Annotated in this window: 16 protein-coding genes; 6 read left to right on the forward strand and 10 right to left on the reverse strand. The window is 69.6% G+C overall.

Annotated elements, in window-relative coordinates; genetic code table 11:
• Positions 1 to 133: 133 nt before the first annotated feature.
• From pelG to M1D55_RS06350, 5 genes are read right to left on the reverse strand one after another with little or no spacing between them, the layout of a single operon-like run.
• Positions 134 to 1516 (reverse strand): exopolysaccharide Pel transporter PelG, encoded by a 1383-nt coding sequence (gene pelG, locus M1D55_RS06330; protein ID WP_456281315.1) that lies wholly within the window; start codon positions 1514 to 1516, stop codon positions 134 to 136.
• Entirely contained in the window at positions 1516 to 3204 is a 1689-nt protein-coding gene (pelF, locus tag M1D55_RS06335) for a GT4 family glycosyltransferase PelF (RefSeq protein WP_064576705.1), read from the reverse strand. The genes pelG and pelF overlap by 1 nt, the downstream gene beginning before the upstream one ends.
• Positions 3201 to 4319, reverse strand: a complete 1119-nt coding sequence (locus M1D55_RS06340) for a lipopolysaccharide N-acetylglucosaminyl transferase (RefSeq protein ID WP_456280403.1) — start codon at positions 4317 to 4319, stop codon at positions 3201 to 3203. The genes pelF and M1D55_RS06340 overlap by 4 nt, the downstream gene beginning before the upstream one ends.
• Positions 4312 to 5802, reverse strand: coding sequence for a PelD GGDEF domain-containing protein (locus M1D55_RS06345; protein ID WP_456280404.1), 1491 nt, complete (start codon positions 5800 to 5802; stop codon positions 4312 to 4314). Before M1D55_RS06345 ends, M1D55_RS06340 begins: the two co-directional genes overlap by 8 nt.
• Before the next feature lie 46 nt (positions 5803 to 5848).
• Positions 5849 to 6529: a hypothetical protein gene (locus tag M1D55_RS06350; protein WP_456280405.1), complete on the reverse strand. Its 681-nt coding sequence runs from the start codon at positions 6527 to 6529 to the stop codon at positions 5849 to 5851.
• Between the two features lie 459 nt (positions 6530 to 6988).
• Here M1D55_RS06350 and M1D55_RS06355 point away from each other — a divergent pair, with 459 nt between their 5' ends.
• Entirely contained in the window at positions 6989 to 8365 is a 1377-nt protein-coding gene (locus M1D55_RS06355; RefSeq protein ID WP_456280406.1) for a diguanylate cyclase, read from the forward strand.
• Between the two features lie 42 nt (positions 8366 to 8407).
• Here M1D55_RS06355 and M1D55_RS06360 read toward each other — a convergent pair whose 3' ends face one another.
• The 3 genes from M1D55_RS06360 to M1D55_RS06370 are packed head-to-tail and all read right to left on the reverse strand — an operon-like array spanning position 8408 to position 11885.
• Positions 8408 to 9304: a c-type cytochrome gene (locus tag M1D55_RS06360; RefSeq protein WP_456280407.1), complete on the reverse strand. Its 897-nt coding sequence runs from the start codon at positions 9302 to 9304 to the stop codon at positions 8408 to 8410.
• Positions 9301 to 11070, reverse strand: coding sequence for a GMC family oxidoreductase (locus tag M1D55_RS06365; RefSeq protein WP_456280408.1), 1770 nt, complete (start codon positions 11068 to 11070; stop codon positions 9301 to 9303). The genes M1D55_RS06360 and M1D55_RS06365 overlap by 4 nt, the downstream gene beginning before the upstream one ends.
• A complete protein-coding gene (locus M1D55_RS06370; RefSeq protein ID WP_456280409.1) occupies positions 11067 to 11885 on the reverse strand; it encodes a gluconate 2-dehydrogenase subunit 3 family protein in 819 nt (272 codons plus the stop codon). The genes M1D55_RS06365 and M1D55_RS06370 overlap by 4 nt, the downstream gene beginning before the upstream one ends.
• A gap of 137 nt (positions 11886 to 12022) precedes the next feature.
• Here M1D55_RS06370 and M1D55_RS06375 point away from each other — a divergent pair, with 137 nt between their 5' ends.
• The gene (locus M1D55_RS06375) at positions 12023 to 12445 is read left to right on the forward strand and encodes a hypothetical protein (RefSeq protein ID WP_052511227.1); all 423 of its coding nucleotides are present in this window, start codon (positions 12023 to 12025) and stop codon (positions 12443 to 12445) included.
• 134 nt (positions 12446 to 12579) lie between these two features.
• On the opposite strand, the gene M1D55_RS06380 is transcribed toward M1D55_RS06375, so the two are convergent.
• Positions 12580 to 13425, reverse strand: a complete 846-nt coding sequence (locus M1D55_RS06380) for an oxidoreductase (RefSeq protein WP_456280410.1) — start codon at positions 13423 to 13425, stop codon at positions 12580 to 12582.
• Between the two features lie 289 nt (positions 13426 to 13714).
• On the opposite strand from M1D55_RS06380, the gene M1D55_RS06385 reads away from it, so the two are divergent.
• From M1D55_RS06385 to M1D55_RS06400, 4 genes are all read left to right on the forward strand, one after another.
• Positions 13715 to 14641, forward strand: coding sequence for an AraC family transcriptional regulator (locus M1D55_RS06385; protein WP_006576255.1), 927 nt, complete (start codon positions 13715 to 13717; stop codon positions 14639 to 14641).
• 196 nt (positions 14642 to 14837) lie between these two features.
• Entirely contained in the window at positions 14838 to 15593 is a 756-nt protein-coding gene (locus M1D55_RS06390; protein ID WP_456280411.1) for an SDR family NAD(P)-dependent oxidoreductase, read from the forward strand.
• A gap of 232 nt (positions 15594 to 15825) precedes the next feature.
• Positions 15826 to 16128: a helix-turn-helix domain-containing protein gene (locus tag M1D55_RS06395; RefSeq protein WP_006576257.1), complete on the forward strand. Its 303-nt coding sequence runs from the start codon at positions 15826 to 15828 to the stop codon at positions 16126 to 16128.
• The gene (locus M1D55_RS06400; protein ID WP_456280412.1) at positions 16125 to 17501 is read left to right on the forward strand and encodes a type II toxin-antitoxin system HipA family toxin; all 1377 of its coding nucleotides are present in this window, start codon (positions 16125 to 16127) and stop codon (positions 17499 to 17501) included. The genes M1D55_RS06395 and M1D55_RS06400 overlap by 4 nt, the downstream gene beginning before the upstream one ends.
• Before the next feature lie 152 nt (positions 17502 to 17653).
• On the opposite strand, the gene M1D55_RS06405 is transcribed toward M1D55_RS06400, so the two are convergent.
• The gene (locus tag M1D55_RS06405; protein WP_006576259.1) at positions 17654 to 17998 is read right to left on the reverse strand and encodes a hypothetical protein; all 345 of its coding nucleotides are present in this window, start codon (positions 17996 to 17998) and stop codon (positions 17654 to 17656) included.
• Positions 17999 to 18001: the final 3 nt, after the last annotated feature.

Consider the following 18001-nt stretch of genomic DNA (forward strand, 5'->3'; position numbering starts at 1 on the left):
CCGTTCGCGTCTTGCCGCACGGCGGCTCCGGCAAGCGCGACTTCATGGATGGGATCGATGAAATGTGTCGAATTGTAAAGCGTCGGTCACCATGCCCGCCCGCGATGGCGCAATTGGAGCCGTCCGATTCGCATTACTGCAACATATAAGTTTCATATTCCAGGCGCTCGAGCCGGCGGTCCAGCAGCACCAGCGCGATCGCCACCACGATCAGCACCGCGAATGCGAAACCGTAGCCGTACCACGCGGGCCCGAGCGTCAGCGTCAGATGCGTCAGGCCCGCGTTCAACGCCAGCAGCGCCGCGCCGAGCAGCAACACCTCGCGGCGCCGGTCCAGATAGAAGTACAGGCTCAGCGTGGCAAGCAGCACCACCTGCAGGCCCGCGGCGACCATGTCGACATGCAGCAGCGGCAGGTACAGCTGCGTCATGCCGAACAGCGCCAGCAGCGGCCGCCCGAGCGCGAACAGCAGCAGCGCCGCGATCGCCAGCGCCTTGACGATCTCGTACAGGCCCAGCCGGACGGCCCGCACCATCGCGTTGCGTGCCTCTTCGATGCGCTGCAGCGAGCCGCCCCCGCGCACCGCGTCGACGAAGGCATCGTAATGGGCGACGAAATCCCGCTCGATGCGCAGCAGGAACACGGCCAGCGCGGGCACGACCGCGAGATGGGCCAGAAACACCGGGATGTCGTAGATCGCCGATGCATGCAGCGGACCGATGACCGCCTGGCCCGTGCCCGCGTGGTACCAGAACTGCAGCTTGTCGACCCAGAGCCCGAGCGGATACAGCAGGCCGATGGCGATCAGGCTCGGATAGCGATGACGCCGCGCGAACACCGTGAAAGACAGCAGGCGCCGGCTGCGATGTTGGCGATGGATCTGCATCGTGGTGCCGGCGAGCAGCACCAGCGCACCGATCGCGAAACTGCCCAGCAGCCCTTCCACGCCGAAACCGCGCAACGCCAGCGCGGCGACGGACGCCCCCGCAACGCCGGCCAGGAAGGCGCAGGCGATCGTGCCGTACTGCTTCATGCCGGCCAGGAAGGCCACGGCGATCCAGACATGGCACATCAGCACGAAGCCGGCCAGCATCAACGCGCGATACGGCGCCGACTGCTGCGGGAACGCCCACAGCAGGCATGCCACGCCGAACAATCCCGCCAGCACGGTGACGGCCAGTCCCGTCGCGCGCAGGCCCGGCAGCACCAGCTCGCCCCGTCCTTCGGCGAGGCGATCGGCGGCGAAGCGCACCAGATGGAGCTGCAGCGGTCCGGTCAGGATCAGGCTGGCGACGATCAGGCCGGTCGCCGATACCTGGAACTGCATCGCCAGCGCGGACGACAATCCGGCCGGCAAGCGGTCCGGCAATGCGCGCATGGCGATCGGCAACAGGCCGGCAAGCGCCAGCGCGCAGGCGCCGCAGGCCAGCACGCCGGCAAAGCCGTACGCCTGCAGCGTGCCGCCGACGCGGTTGCGGTCGCGGAGGCGGCGAAGGAAAAAGGTCAGGTCCACCATCATGGCGCTCCGGCAAACGGGCAACGGCCGGCCGACAGCCGTTCGGCCGCCGGCGGCGTGGCCGGCAGCACCGGACGGCCCACGCCGCCGCGTCCGCCGGCATCGGCGTGCGGCTTCGCGGCCAGGTGCTGGTACAGCTGGCGGTAGCTGGCCACCGTCGCATGCTGCGTGTAATAGCGCTCCGCGCGCACGATGGCCGCGCGCTGGGCGGCGCGCCAGCGCTCGCCATCGCCGAGCAGCGCGACCGCTTCGCGCGCCAGCGCCGCCGCATCGCCGATCCGCACGACCGCCCCCGCGGCGCCGAGCGCCATATCCTCGTCGCCGACGCCGTCGATCAGTTCGCGGCAGGCGCCGACGTCGGTGACCACGCAGGGCACGCCGGCGGCGAAGGCCTGCAGCACCGGCAGCGGCAGCGCCTCGCTGATCGAGCTCAGCACCAGCAAGCCAACCTGTGGCAGCAGTTCGTCGATGGGCCGAGCGCCGACAAAGCGCACGTGGCCGGCCAGCCCCAGGCTTCGCACGAGGGCGCGGCATTCGCGCGCGTATTCCGGATCCTCGTCCTCGGGTCCGGCGATCCAGCCCTGCGCATCGGGACAGTGCCTGACGACGGTCAGCATCGCGCGGATGAATGTCTTGACGTCCTTGCGGGGCACGACTTCGCCCGCCAGACACAGGACCTGGGGCACCTGGGCGGGACGCAGCGCGCGCAGCGGCGCCAGCGCGGGCAGGTCGATGCCGTTCGGGATCGTGCGCGTGCGGCTGGCCGGCGCGCCGTCCTGCACCTGCCGGCGGCGATTGCCCTCGTACAGCGCGACGATCTCGTCCGCGGCGTCGTAGCAGACGCGGCCCAGCGATGCGAAAAAGCGCAGCGACAGGTCGCGGCAATACCCCGGATCGATGCCATGCTGGCGCGTCTGGATCGCGTGTTGCGACACCAGCAGCGGACGGTCGTGCCGGTAGCGCAGCATCGTTCCCAGGAAGCCGGCATAGCCGGTCGATGCCGCGTGGTAGACGCGCGCCGGCATCAGCGTGGCCGCGATCCGCGCCAGCCGCCACAGCGGCCGGTGGATCGCACGCACGGTCCCGATGTAGTCGGAGAACGAGACGTCGGTACAGTAGCGGCGGTACTGCTCGACGATGGTGTCCCAGGCGGCTCGGCTGTGCAGGAAGGCATGCTCGGACAGCCGGCCGTCGTCGCCCAGCTCGTCGATCAGCGCGCGCATCGCGGCCCCGCCCTGCGCATGCCCCCCTGCCTGGCCATGGCTTGCGTTGCCTGGGTTGCCCGCGTTGCCGCCGTGGCCACGCAGGCGCAGCAGATCGTGCCACCGCGCCGCCTCGGCGAAGGCCTGTTCGTCGGCCCGAAGCCGCGGCATCGCGTCGGCCGGATCTTCGTCGTGCAGGAAATGCGTCTGCAGATCGAGCACGTTGCCGGGCAGCGCGTCCACGCCCTCGCCGCTGTCCAGCGGGCGGTCGGCGAGCAGCACGATGGCGAACGTCGTCTGCGGAAAGGCCCGGATCATCCGCGCGGCCCAGCCCGGTGCGCCGGTCCTCGCAAACGGATGGCCGCCCTCGAGCAGCAGCGCGACATCGACTCCCGCGGGCCGGGAGGCGTCGCGGCAGGCGTCGCGGGAGGCCGGGATTGGGGCCGCCAAGGCCGCGTCCGGCATGTTCTGCGTGGTCGCGATCATGATGTCCAGTAGCGCAGCAAGGGCTGAAGCTGCGGCGCCGCGGGCAACGACGCGGCCTGGCGCAGGCTTCGCATCGCCGTTGTCACCGCGGCGAAATCGCCTTCCATGAAGGCCGCCTCGGCCAGCAGCGGCAGCGCACGCTGGCGCGGGAAGCCCAGCGCGGTGGCGCGCCGCAACGCCGCGCGCGCGGCGGCGGGATCGCGGCGCGCCAGCGCCAGCCGGCCGCGCAACTGCCACAGGCTCGCCACGGGGCTTGCCACGCCGGAGCCATCGGCTGCCGGTACGTACAGCGTCGTCGCGCCCGGCGCTTCCGACAGCGCCCGCAGCGCGGCCTCGGCGTGCAGGTCGGCCTGCGCCAGCGTGTGGCTGCGCACGTCGCCCTGCACCAGGTTCTGATAGACCAGCTCCCAGTGCAATTGCGCCAGCTGTTCGTGCGTGGCGGCGCGACCGGCCGCATCGCCGTCGGCCAGCGCATGCAGGCGGTCCTGCGCCTGCAGGATCCGGCGCGTCAGCCGCTGCTCGGCCGCATCGAGCATGCCGTAGGCAAGCAGCCTGACGTCCTCGACGTCGTCGTCAAGCAACGCGTGCAGCAGCGGACTGACGCTGCGGGCGGGCATCGCTTGCAGTGCGGCCAGCGCGCTCAGGCGATGCGCGTCCGCTGCACCGGCATCGGCGCTCGCGGATGCTGGCCGGCGCGCGGCAACGGCCGAACGATCGTTGCCGTCGGTCCGCGGCGCAACGCACGACATTGGACCCGACGCAAAGTCCGGCAGCGACACCAGCGCCACCCGCTGCGTCGCAAGGGCGCGGGGCCGCCAGGCAGACGGTGCCATGCCGACCCGCATCGAAGGCAGCACGGCAAACAGCGCAACCAGCACGCCGCCGAGCGGAACGAAGGCGCCCGCGGCGAACAGATACACCAGCGTCGAGCCCGACGGCACTCGCACGCGCCGCGACAGCAATCGCCGCAGCGGCATCGCCAGCAGCGCGGCGGCCAGTGCCTGCATGGCCAGGTACGCCAGCAGCGCGCCGGCAGTGCCGTCGCCATGCAGCAGCGCCGCCAGCGCGGCTGCCTGCACCGTGACGCCGGCGAGAACGAGCGGGACCTCAAGCATCGTGGCCGCTCCCCGGCCGGCCATCTGCCGAACCGCCGCCACAGCGTCCCAGCAGGCGCCGCAGCGGCTCGGGATCGCCATCGGCCGGCACCGGCAGCGTATGGACGCCGATCCGTCCCCGTTCGAAATCGATGCCGAACTGCGCCTGCAGCATCCGCTCGATCCGCAGCAGATAGCCGGTAGCGGCCTCGGTATCGGCCAGCGGCATCAGCGTCATCAGCACGCGCTGCGCACCGCCCTCCCGCGGCCACGCCAGGTCCAGCGCGCGATGGCTGCGTACGGTTTGCTCGAACCAGTCGGCGCTGTGCTCGTCGGTGCCGAAGGCCAGCGCGATCACCGTGCTGGGAATGCCCGCGTCGCGCCGCAGCCTTGCCAGCCGCGCATAGTCGAGCGCGAAATCGTGCGGGCAGTCGGGCAGCGCATCTTCGACCCCGCGCGCCGCCGCGGCGTGCTCGACGCCGTCGGCGTAGTAGCCGAGCAGCGCCAGCAGCAGCGCGAGATTGTCGTGATGCAGCGCGAGGAACGGCATCCGTTCGACCACCAGCACGCCGAGCAGCCGGTCGGGGCCGGACAATACCGGCGCCACCGCCAGATAGCGGCTCGGCACGCCGTCGCCACCGTCGCTGCGGCGATGCGCCAGCTGCCGGGTTTGCAGGCAGCGGCGCAGCAGCGGATCGCGGTCATCGAGCCGGCAGCCGGGCCCGACGGTCGCCACGGCTTCGGGCAGCACGCGCTCGCCGTCGCAGCGATACAGCGCGGCGGCTTCGAGCTGGCACGCCTGCGCGGCCAGCTGCAGCATCGGTGCGGCAGCGGTCAGCGACGGGGTCGGCGCACGCTCGCGGCGCATCGCCGCTCCGGCTGGCGGCTCGGCACGGCGCTGCGGGGCGGCCGCCTGTTCCGCGGTCGCGGCGCGCAGCTGGGCCAGCGTATCGCGCAATGTCGCCGGCTTTGCCAGCAGATCGTTTTCGAGACGGGCATGCGAGATCCGCAGCAGGTAGTGCTGCCTGGTCAGCGCGGTCAGCCGCTCGTCGAGATAGCGGTGGATCGAGCGCTGGCGCGCCAGCCGGCTTGCGCAAACGTCGCCGAACTGGCCGGCCAGCAGCACCAGCAGCGTGCCGCCGATGAAGAACGGCCGCGGAAACGCGCCGGGCTGGGCGCCGATCTGGTGGAACAGGAACCAGCCGCCGAGCAGCAACAGCGCCGCACCGATGCCGGCAAGCGTGCCGTAGCGCAGCGCCAGTACCAGTGGCAGCAGCCAGGCCCAGGGGAAACCCAGGTCGAGCAGCAGCGGGTTGCCGGGCATCGCCGCGTAGCCGAGCCCCATCGCCGCGGTCATCAGCACGGTCAGTTCGAGCATCGCGGTACGGGCACTGGCCGCACCCATCGCGGGCGCCAGCCATGCCGCACGGACGTCGTCCGCCCGGCGGGCCGCGGCGATGCTGCCCGCAGCCGCGCGCCGGTCGCCCATCGCCGTTGCAGTCATTCACTTCTCCAGATGCAGCCCGGCCGGGCTGTCAGATTCGGCCGCATCAACCGCGCACCCGCGGCGGCGGCTGCTTGTTGTCGCGCCATTCGGACCGCATCGGAACCGCCGGCGGGCGATACCCGGCAATCGCGGCATGGGCGGGCTGCGGGCACGCCAGCGCGCGGTAGAAGGCGAGTTCCAGGTCGCCGGCGCCGAGCGCGCGCGCCTGCGCCGCGAAGGCGATCAGGTCCGACGGCGGGGCCGGCATCCGCGCGGCCTGCCGCAGCAGCGTGCGCAGCTCGGTCCGATAGCGCTCGCGCGCCGGCAGGTCGGACGCGGCGGCGTTGGCCCGCTGGCGCGCAATATCGAGCCGCGCGCGCAGCATCGGCAGCGCGGCCTCGCCGGTCGTGGCATGCATCCGTGCCAGCAGCGTCTGCGCTTCGTCCAGCCTGCCGTCGCGCGCAAACTGCTCGGCCAGCTCCGCCACCAGCGCGGCATCCGGCGGCGACACGCGCAGCCAGGCTTCCATATAGGCGAGCGCCGGGCCGTCCAGCGCGCGGCCTCCATTCCCCCCTTCGCCAAGCAGACGGTCGCGCAGCGGCTCGCGCGGAAACATCAGCGCGAGGCAAAGCGCCATCGCGGCGGCAATGCCTGTTGCGAACGCCGGAGGCAGCAGACGTTCGCGCGCGGGAGCGGCTGCCCCGGACTCCAGCGGCGTCATGCGCGCCGCCTCTTGCTTCCCCATGACTTCCCCGTTTTATTGCCTCGACGACGCGGCGTCGTCGCTCCCCCGGCCCGGATATCAATTTGTAACTACGAGCCGAATCCTAGCGAACGGTACAAAAAGGGAATGTCAACAATTGTCAAACGTGGCATGCCGCACACGCGCGATTCGACGCAATCAGTAGAATCACCATCATGAAAAAAACCACAAGCCGTGCCTCGATGCGCGGCCTCGCTGCGCGCTTGCCATTGCAGTTCCGAATGCAATCGCGATGGCAACTGCAACTGGGATCAGGCTGCGCCTGTCGGCGTACCGGCAACACAGAGCCATACCAGGGACCGCAGCTTCGGGAATGTCGACGGCGTCATCCGGGTCAAGCTCTCTGACAAGTATTCGCGCCGCCCCGGCCATGGCCGGGGGCGCATTGCCTTACACCAACGGTGTCGCGGCGCCGCCGCGCGCCTACAGGGAGACGATTGCATGTCGCCGGATTTACCCACTGCCTATCTGACCTTGCTGGTGCTGTTCGCCAGCACGCTGGGCATCTCGATCGGCCTGCGCTACGGCGCCGCGCAGGCTGGCCATCGTGCGCGCTGGACCGACGCCCATGCCTTCGCCTCGCTCGGCGGCATGGCGCTCGCGCTCGGTGCGATCGCCCCTGCCCCGCTGTGGGCGGTGCTGGCGCAGGCGCTGTGCCTCGGTGCGCAACTGATGCTGGTGCGCGGCCTGGCCGCGAGCGGCATGGCGATGGCCCCGCATCATCTGCGCGCGATGGTCGCCGGCGGCGTCGCTTCGGTGGCGCTGCTGGCGCTGATCGCCACGGTACAGGACGCCGTGATGGCGGAGCGCGCGATCCGCACGCTGGGCCATGCGATCACCGCGCTGGTCGTCTGGCAGGCGCTGCGCCTGCTCAACCGCGAACGCCGTTCGCATACGATCGGCCATGCGCTGGTCTGGGTGGCCTGCTGCGCGCAACTGGCCGCGCAGGGCCTGTGCCTCGCGCTGGCGCTGGCCGCCGGCGGTGCCGGCGCCTGGAGTCCGCTCGGCCCCGAAGAGCCCGGCATGCTGGCGCAGGCGCCGCTGCTGCTGATGCTGATCGCGGTGCTGTCCGGCGTGGTCGGTTTCACGCTGCTGAGCGCGGAGCGCCAGTTGGCCGAACAGCGCGCGCGCGCCCGCCTCGATTCGCTGACCGGGCTGTTCCATCGCGGCGCGCTCGACGACGCCGCGATGACGCTGGCGGCCGAGGCCGGGCGTACCGGCAAGCCGCTGTCCTGCCTGGTGATCGACGTCGATCGCTTCAAGCAGGTCAATGACCGCGCGGGCCACCAGGCGGGCGACCAGGTGCTCAAGCACATCGCCGAGACGCTGCGCCGCGCCTGCCGCTCCAGCGACGTCGCGGCACGCTTCGGCGGCGAGGAATTCTGCCTGCTGTGCCCGAACACCGGCGAAGAGGAAGCGGTGCTGCTGGCCGAACGGATTCGGGCCCGGATCGCCGGCATCGCGCTGCCGGAGGAAATCGGCGGACATGCCAGCGTCAGCATCGGCATCGCGCAGGCCGAGGACGCCGGCGATGCGCGCCGCAGCTGGGAGCAGCTGTTCGACGCGGCCGACCGTGCGCTTTATCGCGCCAAGCGCGAAGGGCGCAACCGCGTGATGCGGGCGGGTGCAGGCGCCGGGGTTGGTGCGAATGTCGCAGCGAACGCCGCAGCGAATGGTTCGGCGAATGGTTCGGCGAATGCCGCAACCCACGCCGTCAATGCCGGCGGCGTGCCCGCTTCGGCCGCGGCAAAGGCCGCCAACGAGATCACCGAACCGGCGGCGTGGCGTGTGGCCTGCGGCGTGTCGGTCGGCGGCTGAGCGCGCCGCCCTGCTCGACGCCAGCGCATCGCCGCCGCATCGTTAGCGCGCCCCACCCTGCGCGTAGAAGCTCGCCAGCGCGCGCGCATCCGCCTCGCCCAGCCGCTGCGCGATGCCGCGCATCGCGCCATCGTCGTCGTTGTGGCGGCCGCCGGTGCGGAACGCATCGAGTTGCCTGGCCAGATAGTCGGCCGGCTGCCCGGTCAGCCGCGGCAACAGGAATCCCTGCCCCTCGCCCTCGACGCCATGGCAATTGGCGCAGGCCGGCAATGCCCGGCCGTTGTCGCCGGCCGCGTGCAGCGTCAGCGCGGCCGACTGGCCGGATTGGCCATCGCCGGCCAGCGTCAACGACGGCGCCGGCTGGCTCGCGTAGTAGCGGGCCACCGCGGCGACCTCGTCGTCCTTGAGCGCCTTGGCGATTGGCGCCATCACCGGATCGACGCGACGGCCATCGCGATAATCGAACAGCTGCTTGGCCAGATACTCGGCGGGCATGCCGACCAGCGACGGGAACGCGCCGGCGGGCACCGCGGCGCCCGCCGCGCCGGGCGATCCGCCGGCCGCGTGGCACGACACGCAGGCCACCGCTCCCGCGCCATTGCCGCTGGCGGCGATCGTCGCGCCGCGCTTGTCGGCTTCCTGTCCGGACGCCCGCAATGCCTGCGACCAGGCCGGTTCCTTCGGCAGGAAATCCGTCGCGCGCCGCACCACCGCCTCGCTGGCCGCGGCCACGGGTGCCGATGCCGCGGCGGGTGCCGGGGCCTGGCCCGCCCCACCGGCCGAGGCGGCCTGGCGCGGCCCAGGCTGCGGCGCGAACAGGTCGGGCCAGACCTGGAACAGCAGCGCATACAGCGGAAAGGCGCCGATGCCGAGCACCAGGGCACCGACCCACCAGGTCGCGCGATTGCGCCCGGCTTCCACTTCGTTCGGCGTGTTCATGCGATCAGCTTCCCTGGCGCCTTGACATAGTCGCGCTTGACCGCGTCGACGATCCAGTACGCGGTGGCGCCGACCGTGCCGGTCGGATTGAAGTTCGAGTTCTGCGGAAACAGGCAGGCCCCGGTGACGAACACATTGGGCACGTCCCAGCATTGGCCGAAGCGGTTGACCACGCTGTTGGAGGGATCGCTGCCCATCGCCGCGCCGCCGTTCAGGTGCGTCGACTGATAGCTGGTCGCGGTAAACGGCCGCTTGCGCGGGCCAGGCTCGGTGGCGACGACTCCGCGCATCGCCTTGCCGATCCGGTCGCCCTTCTCGGTCAGGAAGGCCGACAGCTTGATGTCGTTGTCCGGCAGATCGTAGGTGATGCGCAGCAGCGGCTGGCCCCAGGCATCGCGATAGGTCGGATCGAGCGACAGGTAGCCGCCGCGCGTCGGCATCGCCGAGCCGGTGATCGTGATCGACGCCGAATGATTGTAGTAGCGGCGCACCGCCTTCTTCCACTCGCTGCCCCAGGCCGGCGTGCCCCTGGGCGTCGGGTGGTAACCGATCGGCGCGCCGCTGACCACCTGGATCTGGATATAGCCGCCCCCGACGAAGCCCAGCGGTCCGTGATCGAAGTTGTCGGCGCTGAAATCGTCGATCGTCACCGCCGCCGCGCCCGCGCCCATGAACGGGTTGATGTGGGTCTTCTCGTCGAAGAACAGATTGACGCCGGAGGTGGTCTGGTGCGTGTAGTTGCGCCCCACCACGCCCTGGCCGGTGGCCGGGTCGTACGGCTTGCCGATGCCCGACAGCAACAGCAGCCGCACGTTGTGCACGCTGAACGCGCACAGGAACACCATGTCGGCCGGCTGGAAGAACTCTTGCCCGCCCGCATCGACATAGGTCACGCCGCGCGCGAGCTTGCGGTCCTTGTCGAGCTCGACGCGCAGCACCTGCGCGCCGGTGCGCAGCGCGAAGGTATCGAGCTTCATCGCCGCAGGCAGGATGCAGACCTGCGGCGAGGCCTTGGCGAAATGCTCGCAGCCGAAGTTCGAGCAGAACCCGCAGTAGACGCAGGCGCTCATCGGCAGCCCTTCGGTATTGGTATAGGGCCGCGTCGACAGCGCCGACGGCTGGATGTAGGGGTGATAGCCCAGCTTGGCGGCGGCCTCGCCGAACAGCGCCGAGGCGTGCGCAACCTTCATCGGCGGATTCGGATACGGCCGCGAGCGCCACGGCTCGAACGGATTGCCGCCGGGCTGGATCTTGCCCTTCAGATTGCCGGCAAAGCCCGAGGCGCCGATCAGATAGTCGAAGCGGTCGTAGTACGGCTCGAGCTCGTCGTAGTTCAGCGGCCAGTCCTGCGCGGTCAGGTCCGCCGCGAAGATGCCCTTGCCGTAACGGCGCTCGTAATGGCTGCGCAGCTTGAAGTCGGTCGGGTCGAAGCGATAGTAGGCGCCGGACCAGTGATTGCCGGAGCCGCCCAGATGCGTGCCCGGATAGGCGAACTGCCAGCGCCGCATCGGCAAGGCGGTCTGGCTGTTGTTGTTGCGGAAGGTGAAGGTCTCGGTGGCGGTGTTCTGATGCAGCGCGTGCCGCCGCGTATAGCGCAACTCGTCGTGGACCGCCGGCGCCTGGAAATCGGGCGAGGGCCAGCGCGGCTCGCCGCGTTCGAGCATCACCACGCGCTGCCCCGCCGCGGCCAGTTCCTTGCCGATGATCGAGCCGGTCCAGCCGCCGCCGACGATCACCGCGTCGACACGATCGAGGGTCTTGCTCATGGCCGCCCTCCCTTGGGCGCCGATGCAGCCCTGGCGGGCGAGGCACCATGACCGGCTCCGTGGCCGCCCCCGTGCATGGCGCCATGCCCCGAGGCGCGCGCCATCGCGATCGACATCGGGGGCCGGACATAGGCCACGCCATGGCGCTCGATATCGTTCGAATAGCTGGCGTAGACGCCGGGAAAACCGACCAGCTTCCACCCCGCCATATTGCGATTGCCGCCGTGGATCGGATCGCCGAAGAAGCCCTCCATGGTGCCGTCAAGCAGCATCTGGAAGAAGACCTTGCCGGGCAGCGCGCCCAGTTCGACCTCGCCCTTTTCCAGCGCCGTCAGCAACGCGTCCTGTTCGCGCGGCTGCAATTGCGCAAACGATTTGCCGCCATGCCGCTTCGCGCTGACCTGATCGACCGCCGCCAAACCCGCGCGAAATGCCTGCGCGGGCGTCAGCGCGAGCTGGTAGCCCTGCTCGGGGGTCCCGGCCTGGAACGGCCCATGCCGATAGAAATGGTCCCCGCTGCCCCACGCGCCGGCCAGTTGACGGTCCAGGAAATCGGTCACGCCCGCCTCGCGCGCGCCCGGTCCCAGTTCGTCGTTCGGAATCAGCCTGGCGACGATCGCATCCACGGTAATTCTTTCGCGCGCATTGAAAAAATGGGACACACCGCCGGGATTGGCCGCCGCCGCGCTGGCCGGGCCCGGCTGGGCCGCCAGCGCACTATCGGCGGCCAGCCCGGTTGCCGCGGCTCCGGCCGGCAATCCGGCCCCGAGGGCTTTCAGAAGCGTGCGCCGCATGGGCGTGAAGGGTTTCGTCATCGCTGCGCTCCTCGAAAAACCGCAGCCGATGCAAGAAGCGTGGCAAGGCCACGCCGGGATCACGCGAGATGGCGCTTTCGCGCCCCTGGTACGGCCGTTGCCTTCGTCCGATGGGGGACGACTATAGGAGCCATACCATGACGAAGCGAAACTGGATTTCCGTTGCAACCTTGAGCGTCGCCATGCTGGGCGGCCTGGTGGCCGGCTGTAACCGCGGCGGCGACGACGCCGCCACCACCGACAGCACCGCGGCCAGCGCGCCGATGGGCCCGGTCCCGAGCGACACCACCGGCAGCGCTGGCACCGGCACGGGCACTACCGGCACTACCGGCACCACCGGTTCCACCGGCACCGGCACCGGTACGAGCGGCACCACGGGCACCACGGGCTCGGCCGACACCACGACCGGCACCACCGGATCGGGCACCACCGGCGCGACCGGCACCACCGGCACCGGCACTGCCGGCTCGACCGGCACCGGCACGGGGACGGGCACCGGCGCAGCCGCGGGCTCGGGCGGCAGCACCGATACGCGCACCGGCGCGAGCGCACCGCAGTAAGTACCGCAGCAAGCCTCGAACGCTGGCGGTCCCGCCGGCAACCCTTCCCCCCTCTCCTCGGCCCCTCTCCCGTTCGCGGGAGAGGGGCGTTCGTTCGTCCGGGCGTCCCGGCATCCGCGCGCTATACGGCAGGGCTACGCCCCCGGCGCCGCATGATCGGTCGAGGCCGACAACGCCTTCCACTGCTCGAGTTCGGCACGCGCGGCGTCGAGCTTGCCGCCGATGTAGCCCAGCGCATCGGTGCCAGCCGCGAAACGCAACGGGGCCCGCGGCACGCCGGCCAGTTCGACGATGGCCCGCGCCAGCTTGTCGGGGTCGCCCGGCTGCCGGTGGCTATAGTCGTCGTAGCCGCCGCGCAGCGCCGCCGATGCCGGCGCATAGTCGGGGATCGACTCGGCCCCGTAGCGCACCGACGATCCATCGAGAAAATCGGTGCGAAAGAAGCCCGGCTGCACGATGGTGACCTGGATGCCGAAACGCGCCACCTCCAGCGCCAGCGACTCGGAAAAGCCCTCCACCGCGAACTTGGCCGCGCAGTAGATCGACGCGCCCTCGAAACCGACCATGCCGCCGATCGACGACAGATTGAAGATGCGCCCCGCCCGCTGGCGCCGCATTACCGGCAGCACCGCGCGGGTCACGTGCAGCGTGCCATGGACGTTGGTGTCGAACTGCTGCACGACCGCGTCGGCACTGTTCTCCTCGAACATGCCAAGCTGGCCGTAACCGGCGTTGTTGACCAGCACGTCGATGCGTCCGAAGGTCGCCACGGCGCGGTCGACCGCGTCGCGCGCCTGCGCCGGTTCGGTGACATCGAGCCGCAATGCCAGCAAGCGCTCGCCGTACCCCGGCAGGGTCTGCTCGATGCGCTGTGGATCGCGTCCCGTCGCGACGACGTTGTCGCCGGCGTCCAACGCCGCCTTGGCGATGCACGCGCCGATGCCACGCGCCGCGCCGGTGATCAACCAGGTCTTGCTCATGCTGAACTCCTTCAGGTGTGGGTGGATGGCTGCCATGGTAGGCAGCGGGCCCCGGCGCCCGTTAGTTCAAAACTCGGGCGCGCTTGCCTGATTCTCCAGAGGGTGCCCGCGGTGCGGCCCTGCACGGCCGCGGCCCGGCCAGCGCGCGCTACACTGGCGCCCATCCCGGCGTCCCACATTCGCCGCCATGCCATCGTCCATGCCGACCATGTCCGTCACCGCCGCTCCGACGCCAACGCCGCCACAACCATCCGGGTCCGAGCAGTCCCGCCGCCAGCGTGAAGAACGCATGGCGGCACTGATCGGCCGCCTGGCGCCGGCCGAGGGATACACGATGTCCGCGCTCGACGCGGTCAAGTTCCTGCGCGCCAACGGCCCGCTGCCGCGTACGCCGGTGCTCTACGACCCCTGCATCATCGTGCTGTGCAGCGGGCGCAAGCGCGGTTTCTTCGCGGGACGCGAGTTCGTCTACGACGCCCAGCATTTCCTCGTGCTGTCGCTGCCGATCCCATTCGAGTCGCAGACCGAGGCCTCGCCCGACGAGCCGATGCTGGCGATCTCGATCCGCGTGGACCTCGGCGTGCTGGCCGAGCTGGCGCTGTCGGTGCCGCCGGCATCGGCACCGGCAGCGCCATCCGCGGCGGAGAGCGCGAGGTCCGCCGAGGTATCCGGCATCCACTCGACCCCGCTCGACGACAGGCTCGGCGACGCCGTGGTACGCCTGCTCGAAGCGCTGACCTCCGACATGGAGGCCGCGGTGCTGGGCCCGGCCATCCTGCGCGAGATCTATTTCCGCGTGCTGTGCGGCCCGCAGGGCGAGGCCCTGCGCGCATCGCTCGCCTACCAGAGCAACTTCGGCCGCATCGGCAAGGCGCTGCGCATGATCCATGCGGGCTACGACCAGCCGCTGTCGGTCGACGCGCTGGCCAGCGCGTCGGCGATGAGCGTGGCGGCCTTCCACGCGGCGTTCAAGGCGGTCACCGGCACCTCGCCGCTGCAGTACATCAAGGCCACGCGGCTGCACAAGGCGCGCATGCTGATGATCCAGCAGGGCATCAACGCATCGGTCGCGGCCAGCCAGGTCGGCTATGAAAGTCCCTCGCAGTTCAGCCGGGAATTCAAGCGGTTTTTCGGGCGCAGCCCGATCGACGAGGCACGCATGATGAAGGAAGCGATGGCGCTGCGCACACGGGTGGATTGGGCACGCGCCGCTTGAGCGCGGCGCGGGTCCTGCGCGGGTCCTGCGCCGGAGAAATCGGCCAAGGACGTCCTGCAGAGAATCGGGCAAGCGCTCCATAGGATTCGGCATGGGCTTGCGCGCTCGCACTTCGTACAGTGACGGCAAGCGATGGCATCGACGGTCGAACGTCGCCATCGCGGCCCTTCCTCTTCTACTGTACGGAGTTCACATCATGAATGCACAGCAAGGCCAGCGCGACCTCGAAGGCCGGGTCGCCATCGTGACCGGCGCGGCCGGCGGAGTCGGACGCGCGACCGTGGAACTGCTCCACCGCCGCGGCGCGCGCGTGGTGGCCGAGGACATCAAGGACACCGTTGCCGAACTCGAGATCGACGGCGAGATCGTCGCCATCACCGGCGACGTGTCGCAGGAAGTCACCGCCCGCGCCGCCGTAGATACGGCGATCGCTCGCTTCGGCCGGCTCGACATCCTGGTCAACAATGCGGCCCGGATCATCAACCGCACGGTCGCCGACATGACTGTCGACGAATGGGACCAGATTCTTGCGATCAACGCGCGCGGCATGTTCGTGCACGCCCGCGAAGCGCTGCGGGCCATGGTGCCCGCCAGGCGCGGCGCCATCGTCAACGTCGGCTCCTACGCCTGCGTGGTCGCGCTACCGACCATCGGCGCCTATGCCGCCTCCAAGGGCGCGGTCGCGCAACTGACGCGCGTGCTGGCGGCCGAGAACGGCCAGCACGGCATCCGCGTCAACGCGGTGGGACCGGGCGATATCGTGACCGGCATTCTCGACGACCAGATGCCGAACGGCCGCGAGTTCCTCGCCGAACACGGCAAGAACAACCTGCTGGGCCGCGCCGCGCAACCGGAGGAGATCGCCGAGGTGATCGCCTTCCTGGCGTCGGACAAGGCGAGCTTCGTGACCGGCGCGCTGGTGATGGCCGATGGGGGGCATACCGCGGTTTGAGTCCAAGGCATGCCGGCGGTGGTCACGTGCCGCGGTCGGCAGTCATGGAGACGCAGCCCCGTCCGCGAACAGTCCACCGCCACTCGCCAGCAGCTCCATCGTGGATTTCTAAACAGCGCGCAGTGATACTAAAGTATCGTTTTCGATGAATATGATACTTTGCTATCGTCATTGACTGCCCCCAGCATCGATACTAAAGTATCTTTATGGCGAAAAATGATACTTTAGTACAATGAAAACCATTGAAGAGGTGTCCCAAGTCCTGTCCGCCCAGACCGAACGTGTCGGCTACGGCAAGACCCGACTTGCCCATGACGCCGGAATCACTTTTCGGACCCTTAGCCACGTTCTGCAAGGGAATCAGGACTTCAAGGTTTCCACGCTGTTGGCCGTCGCCGATCGGCTTGGCCTCGAGCTGATGTTGGTTCCGCGGGAAGCCCGACCGCTGTTCGGGGCGGCGGGTCCCGCGCAGCCTGCCATTCCATCGGTGGTCGATGCCGCTCTCCAACGCCTGAAGTCCAACCGCCCGCAATGAACCTCAAGACCCTGGCCATCTATCTCGGCGAACAGCGCGCTGGCCTGCTGTTTCAGTACGGCACCGACAACCCGATCCTGCGCTTCGTCGCGGACGACGCCTTCGTTGCGCTGGGAGACAAGGCCCCTACCCTGTCGCTGTCGATGCGCGCCGACGACCCGGAAACGCAGCGCGCCTTGTGGGCCAATGTCTCGGCGCCGGTGTTCAACGGCCGGCAATCCAGACGCAAGGGCTGGCTGCTGCCCCCGTTCTTCCAGGGGCTGCTGCCCGAAGGCGTGTTTCGGGATCATGTTGCCGCGGTCCGTGGCTGCGAACCGGACGACCATTTCGAGATGCTGGCGGCGACCGGCAGAGACTTGCCGGGCAATGTCCACGCGCGGCCCGTCACACTGACGCGGCAGGAAGCCGCGCATCTGGTGACGCAGGATGCCGACTCGCTGGAAATGAGCGTCGTCGAGGAGCCGATGGAGGATGGCGTCTCCGTTTCCGGCGTGCAGCCGAAGGTCGGCGTCATCCGGGATGGCGACCGCTATGTGGGCCGCACAAAGATGCAGGACACCCACATCATCGCCAAGCTGCCCGTCGTCGGTCATCCGCTGTTGCCCGAACTGGAAGAACTATCGTTGCGGCTGGCCCGGGCGGCGGGCGTGGATGTCTGCGAGGCAAAGCTGGAACCGCTGGAGAAGCTCGCCGTCGAGCATGGCTACGACCTCGGCAACGACGTCACCGGCGCCACGAACTTTCTCGCGGTCACACGTTTCGACCGGGCGCCCGGCTCACGTTTCCATGTGGAGGATTTCGGCCAGATCATGGCTGTCGAGCCCGAAGACAAGTACCGCCACAGCTATCTCGCGATGGCCGCGATCATGCTGGCGCAACCCTCTCTGGGCGAGGCGGCAGTGCACGAGCTGCTGCGGCGGATGACGGTCAACGAGCTGCTTGGCAACCCGGACATGCATCTGAAGAACGTGGGCGTCATCTACCGGGACGGCATCACACCGACCTTGTCTCCCGCCTACGACATCGTCGGCTACAGCGCCTATCAGCGCCGTACCGGCCATGCCATCTTCATCGTGCCACCGGAGCTGTTGCCGCCATCCGCGGACGGCACACGCGGGCGCCATCAGCACTTGTCGCCAGCCATGCTGCGCCAGTTTTGCGGACATCTGCGGCTGCTCGAGAAACCGGCCGCCGCGGCGATCCAGCGTACCGTGCTGGCGGCCGTGAAGAACTGGCCGCAGATGATTGTCGCGTCGCGGCTCACCGACATGCAGAAGAGCAATCTGCTTGCCCACTTCGAGCAGCACCCCATGGTCATCTCGGTGCGCAAGCGGGCCGCCGGTCGGAGCCGCGCGGCATCCATCGAATCCTAGATCCGTCCGCTATCGCTGCGGCGTTGGTTCCACGGCGGAGGCGTGTGAGTAGCAAAGTAGTCAACGCTGTATTTGGACTACTTCGCTACTCATCTCGGCCACTGTGGCACCAGGCTGAACGGCGGGCGCGGCTTCGTGCACGCAGGGCTACGTCAACCGCCGATATGCGGCCGGTCCGACTGCATCCGGTCGCCCTGCTCGTCCGGTGGCGATACCTGCTCGTTCATCACCTCGTTTGCCGTGGGACCCGGTTTTTTGCCCGACTTTTCTCCGGCCTTTTCGCCTGGCTTCCCGCCCTGCTGCTGCCCCTGGCCCTGGCCTTGGCCGTGCTGCCCCTGCGCACCGCTCCCCGCCGGGTTGCTTTCCGACGGCAGCGTGTCGGCTTCGGCGGCCGGATTCTGCCCGCGTTCCTGCGACAGCGAGCCCTTTTCCGGCTTCAGCGACTCGACGGACTGCGGGGCCACGGGATTCGGGATCCCTGAAGATTTGTCCTTCATGCG

The sequence above is a fragment of the Cupriavidus sp. JZ107 genome, assembly GCF_053903255.1.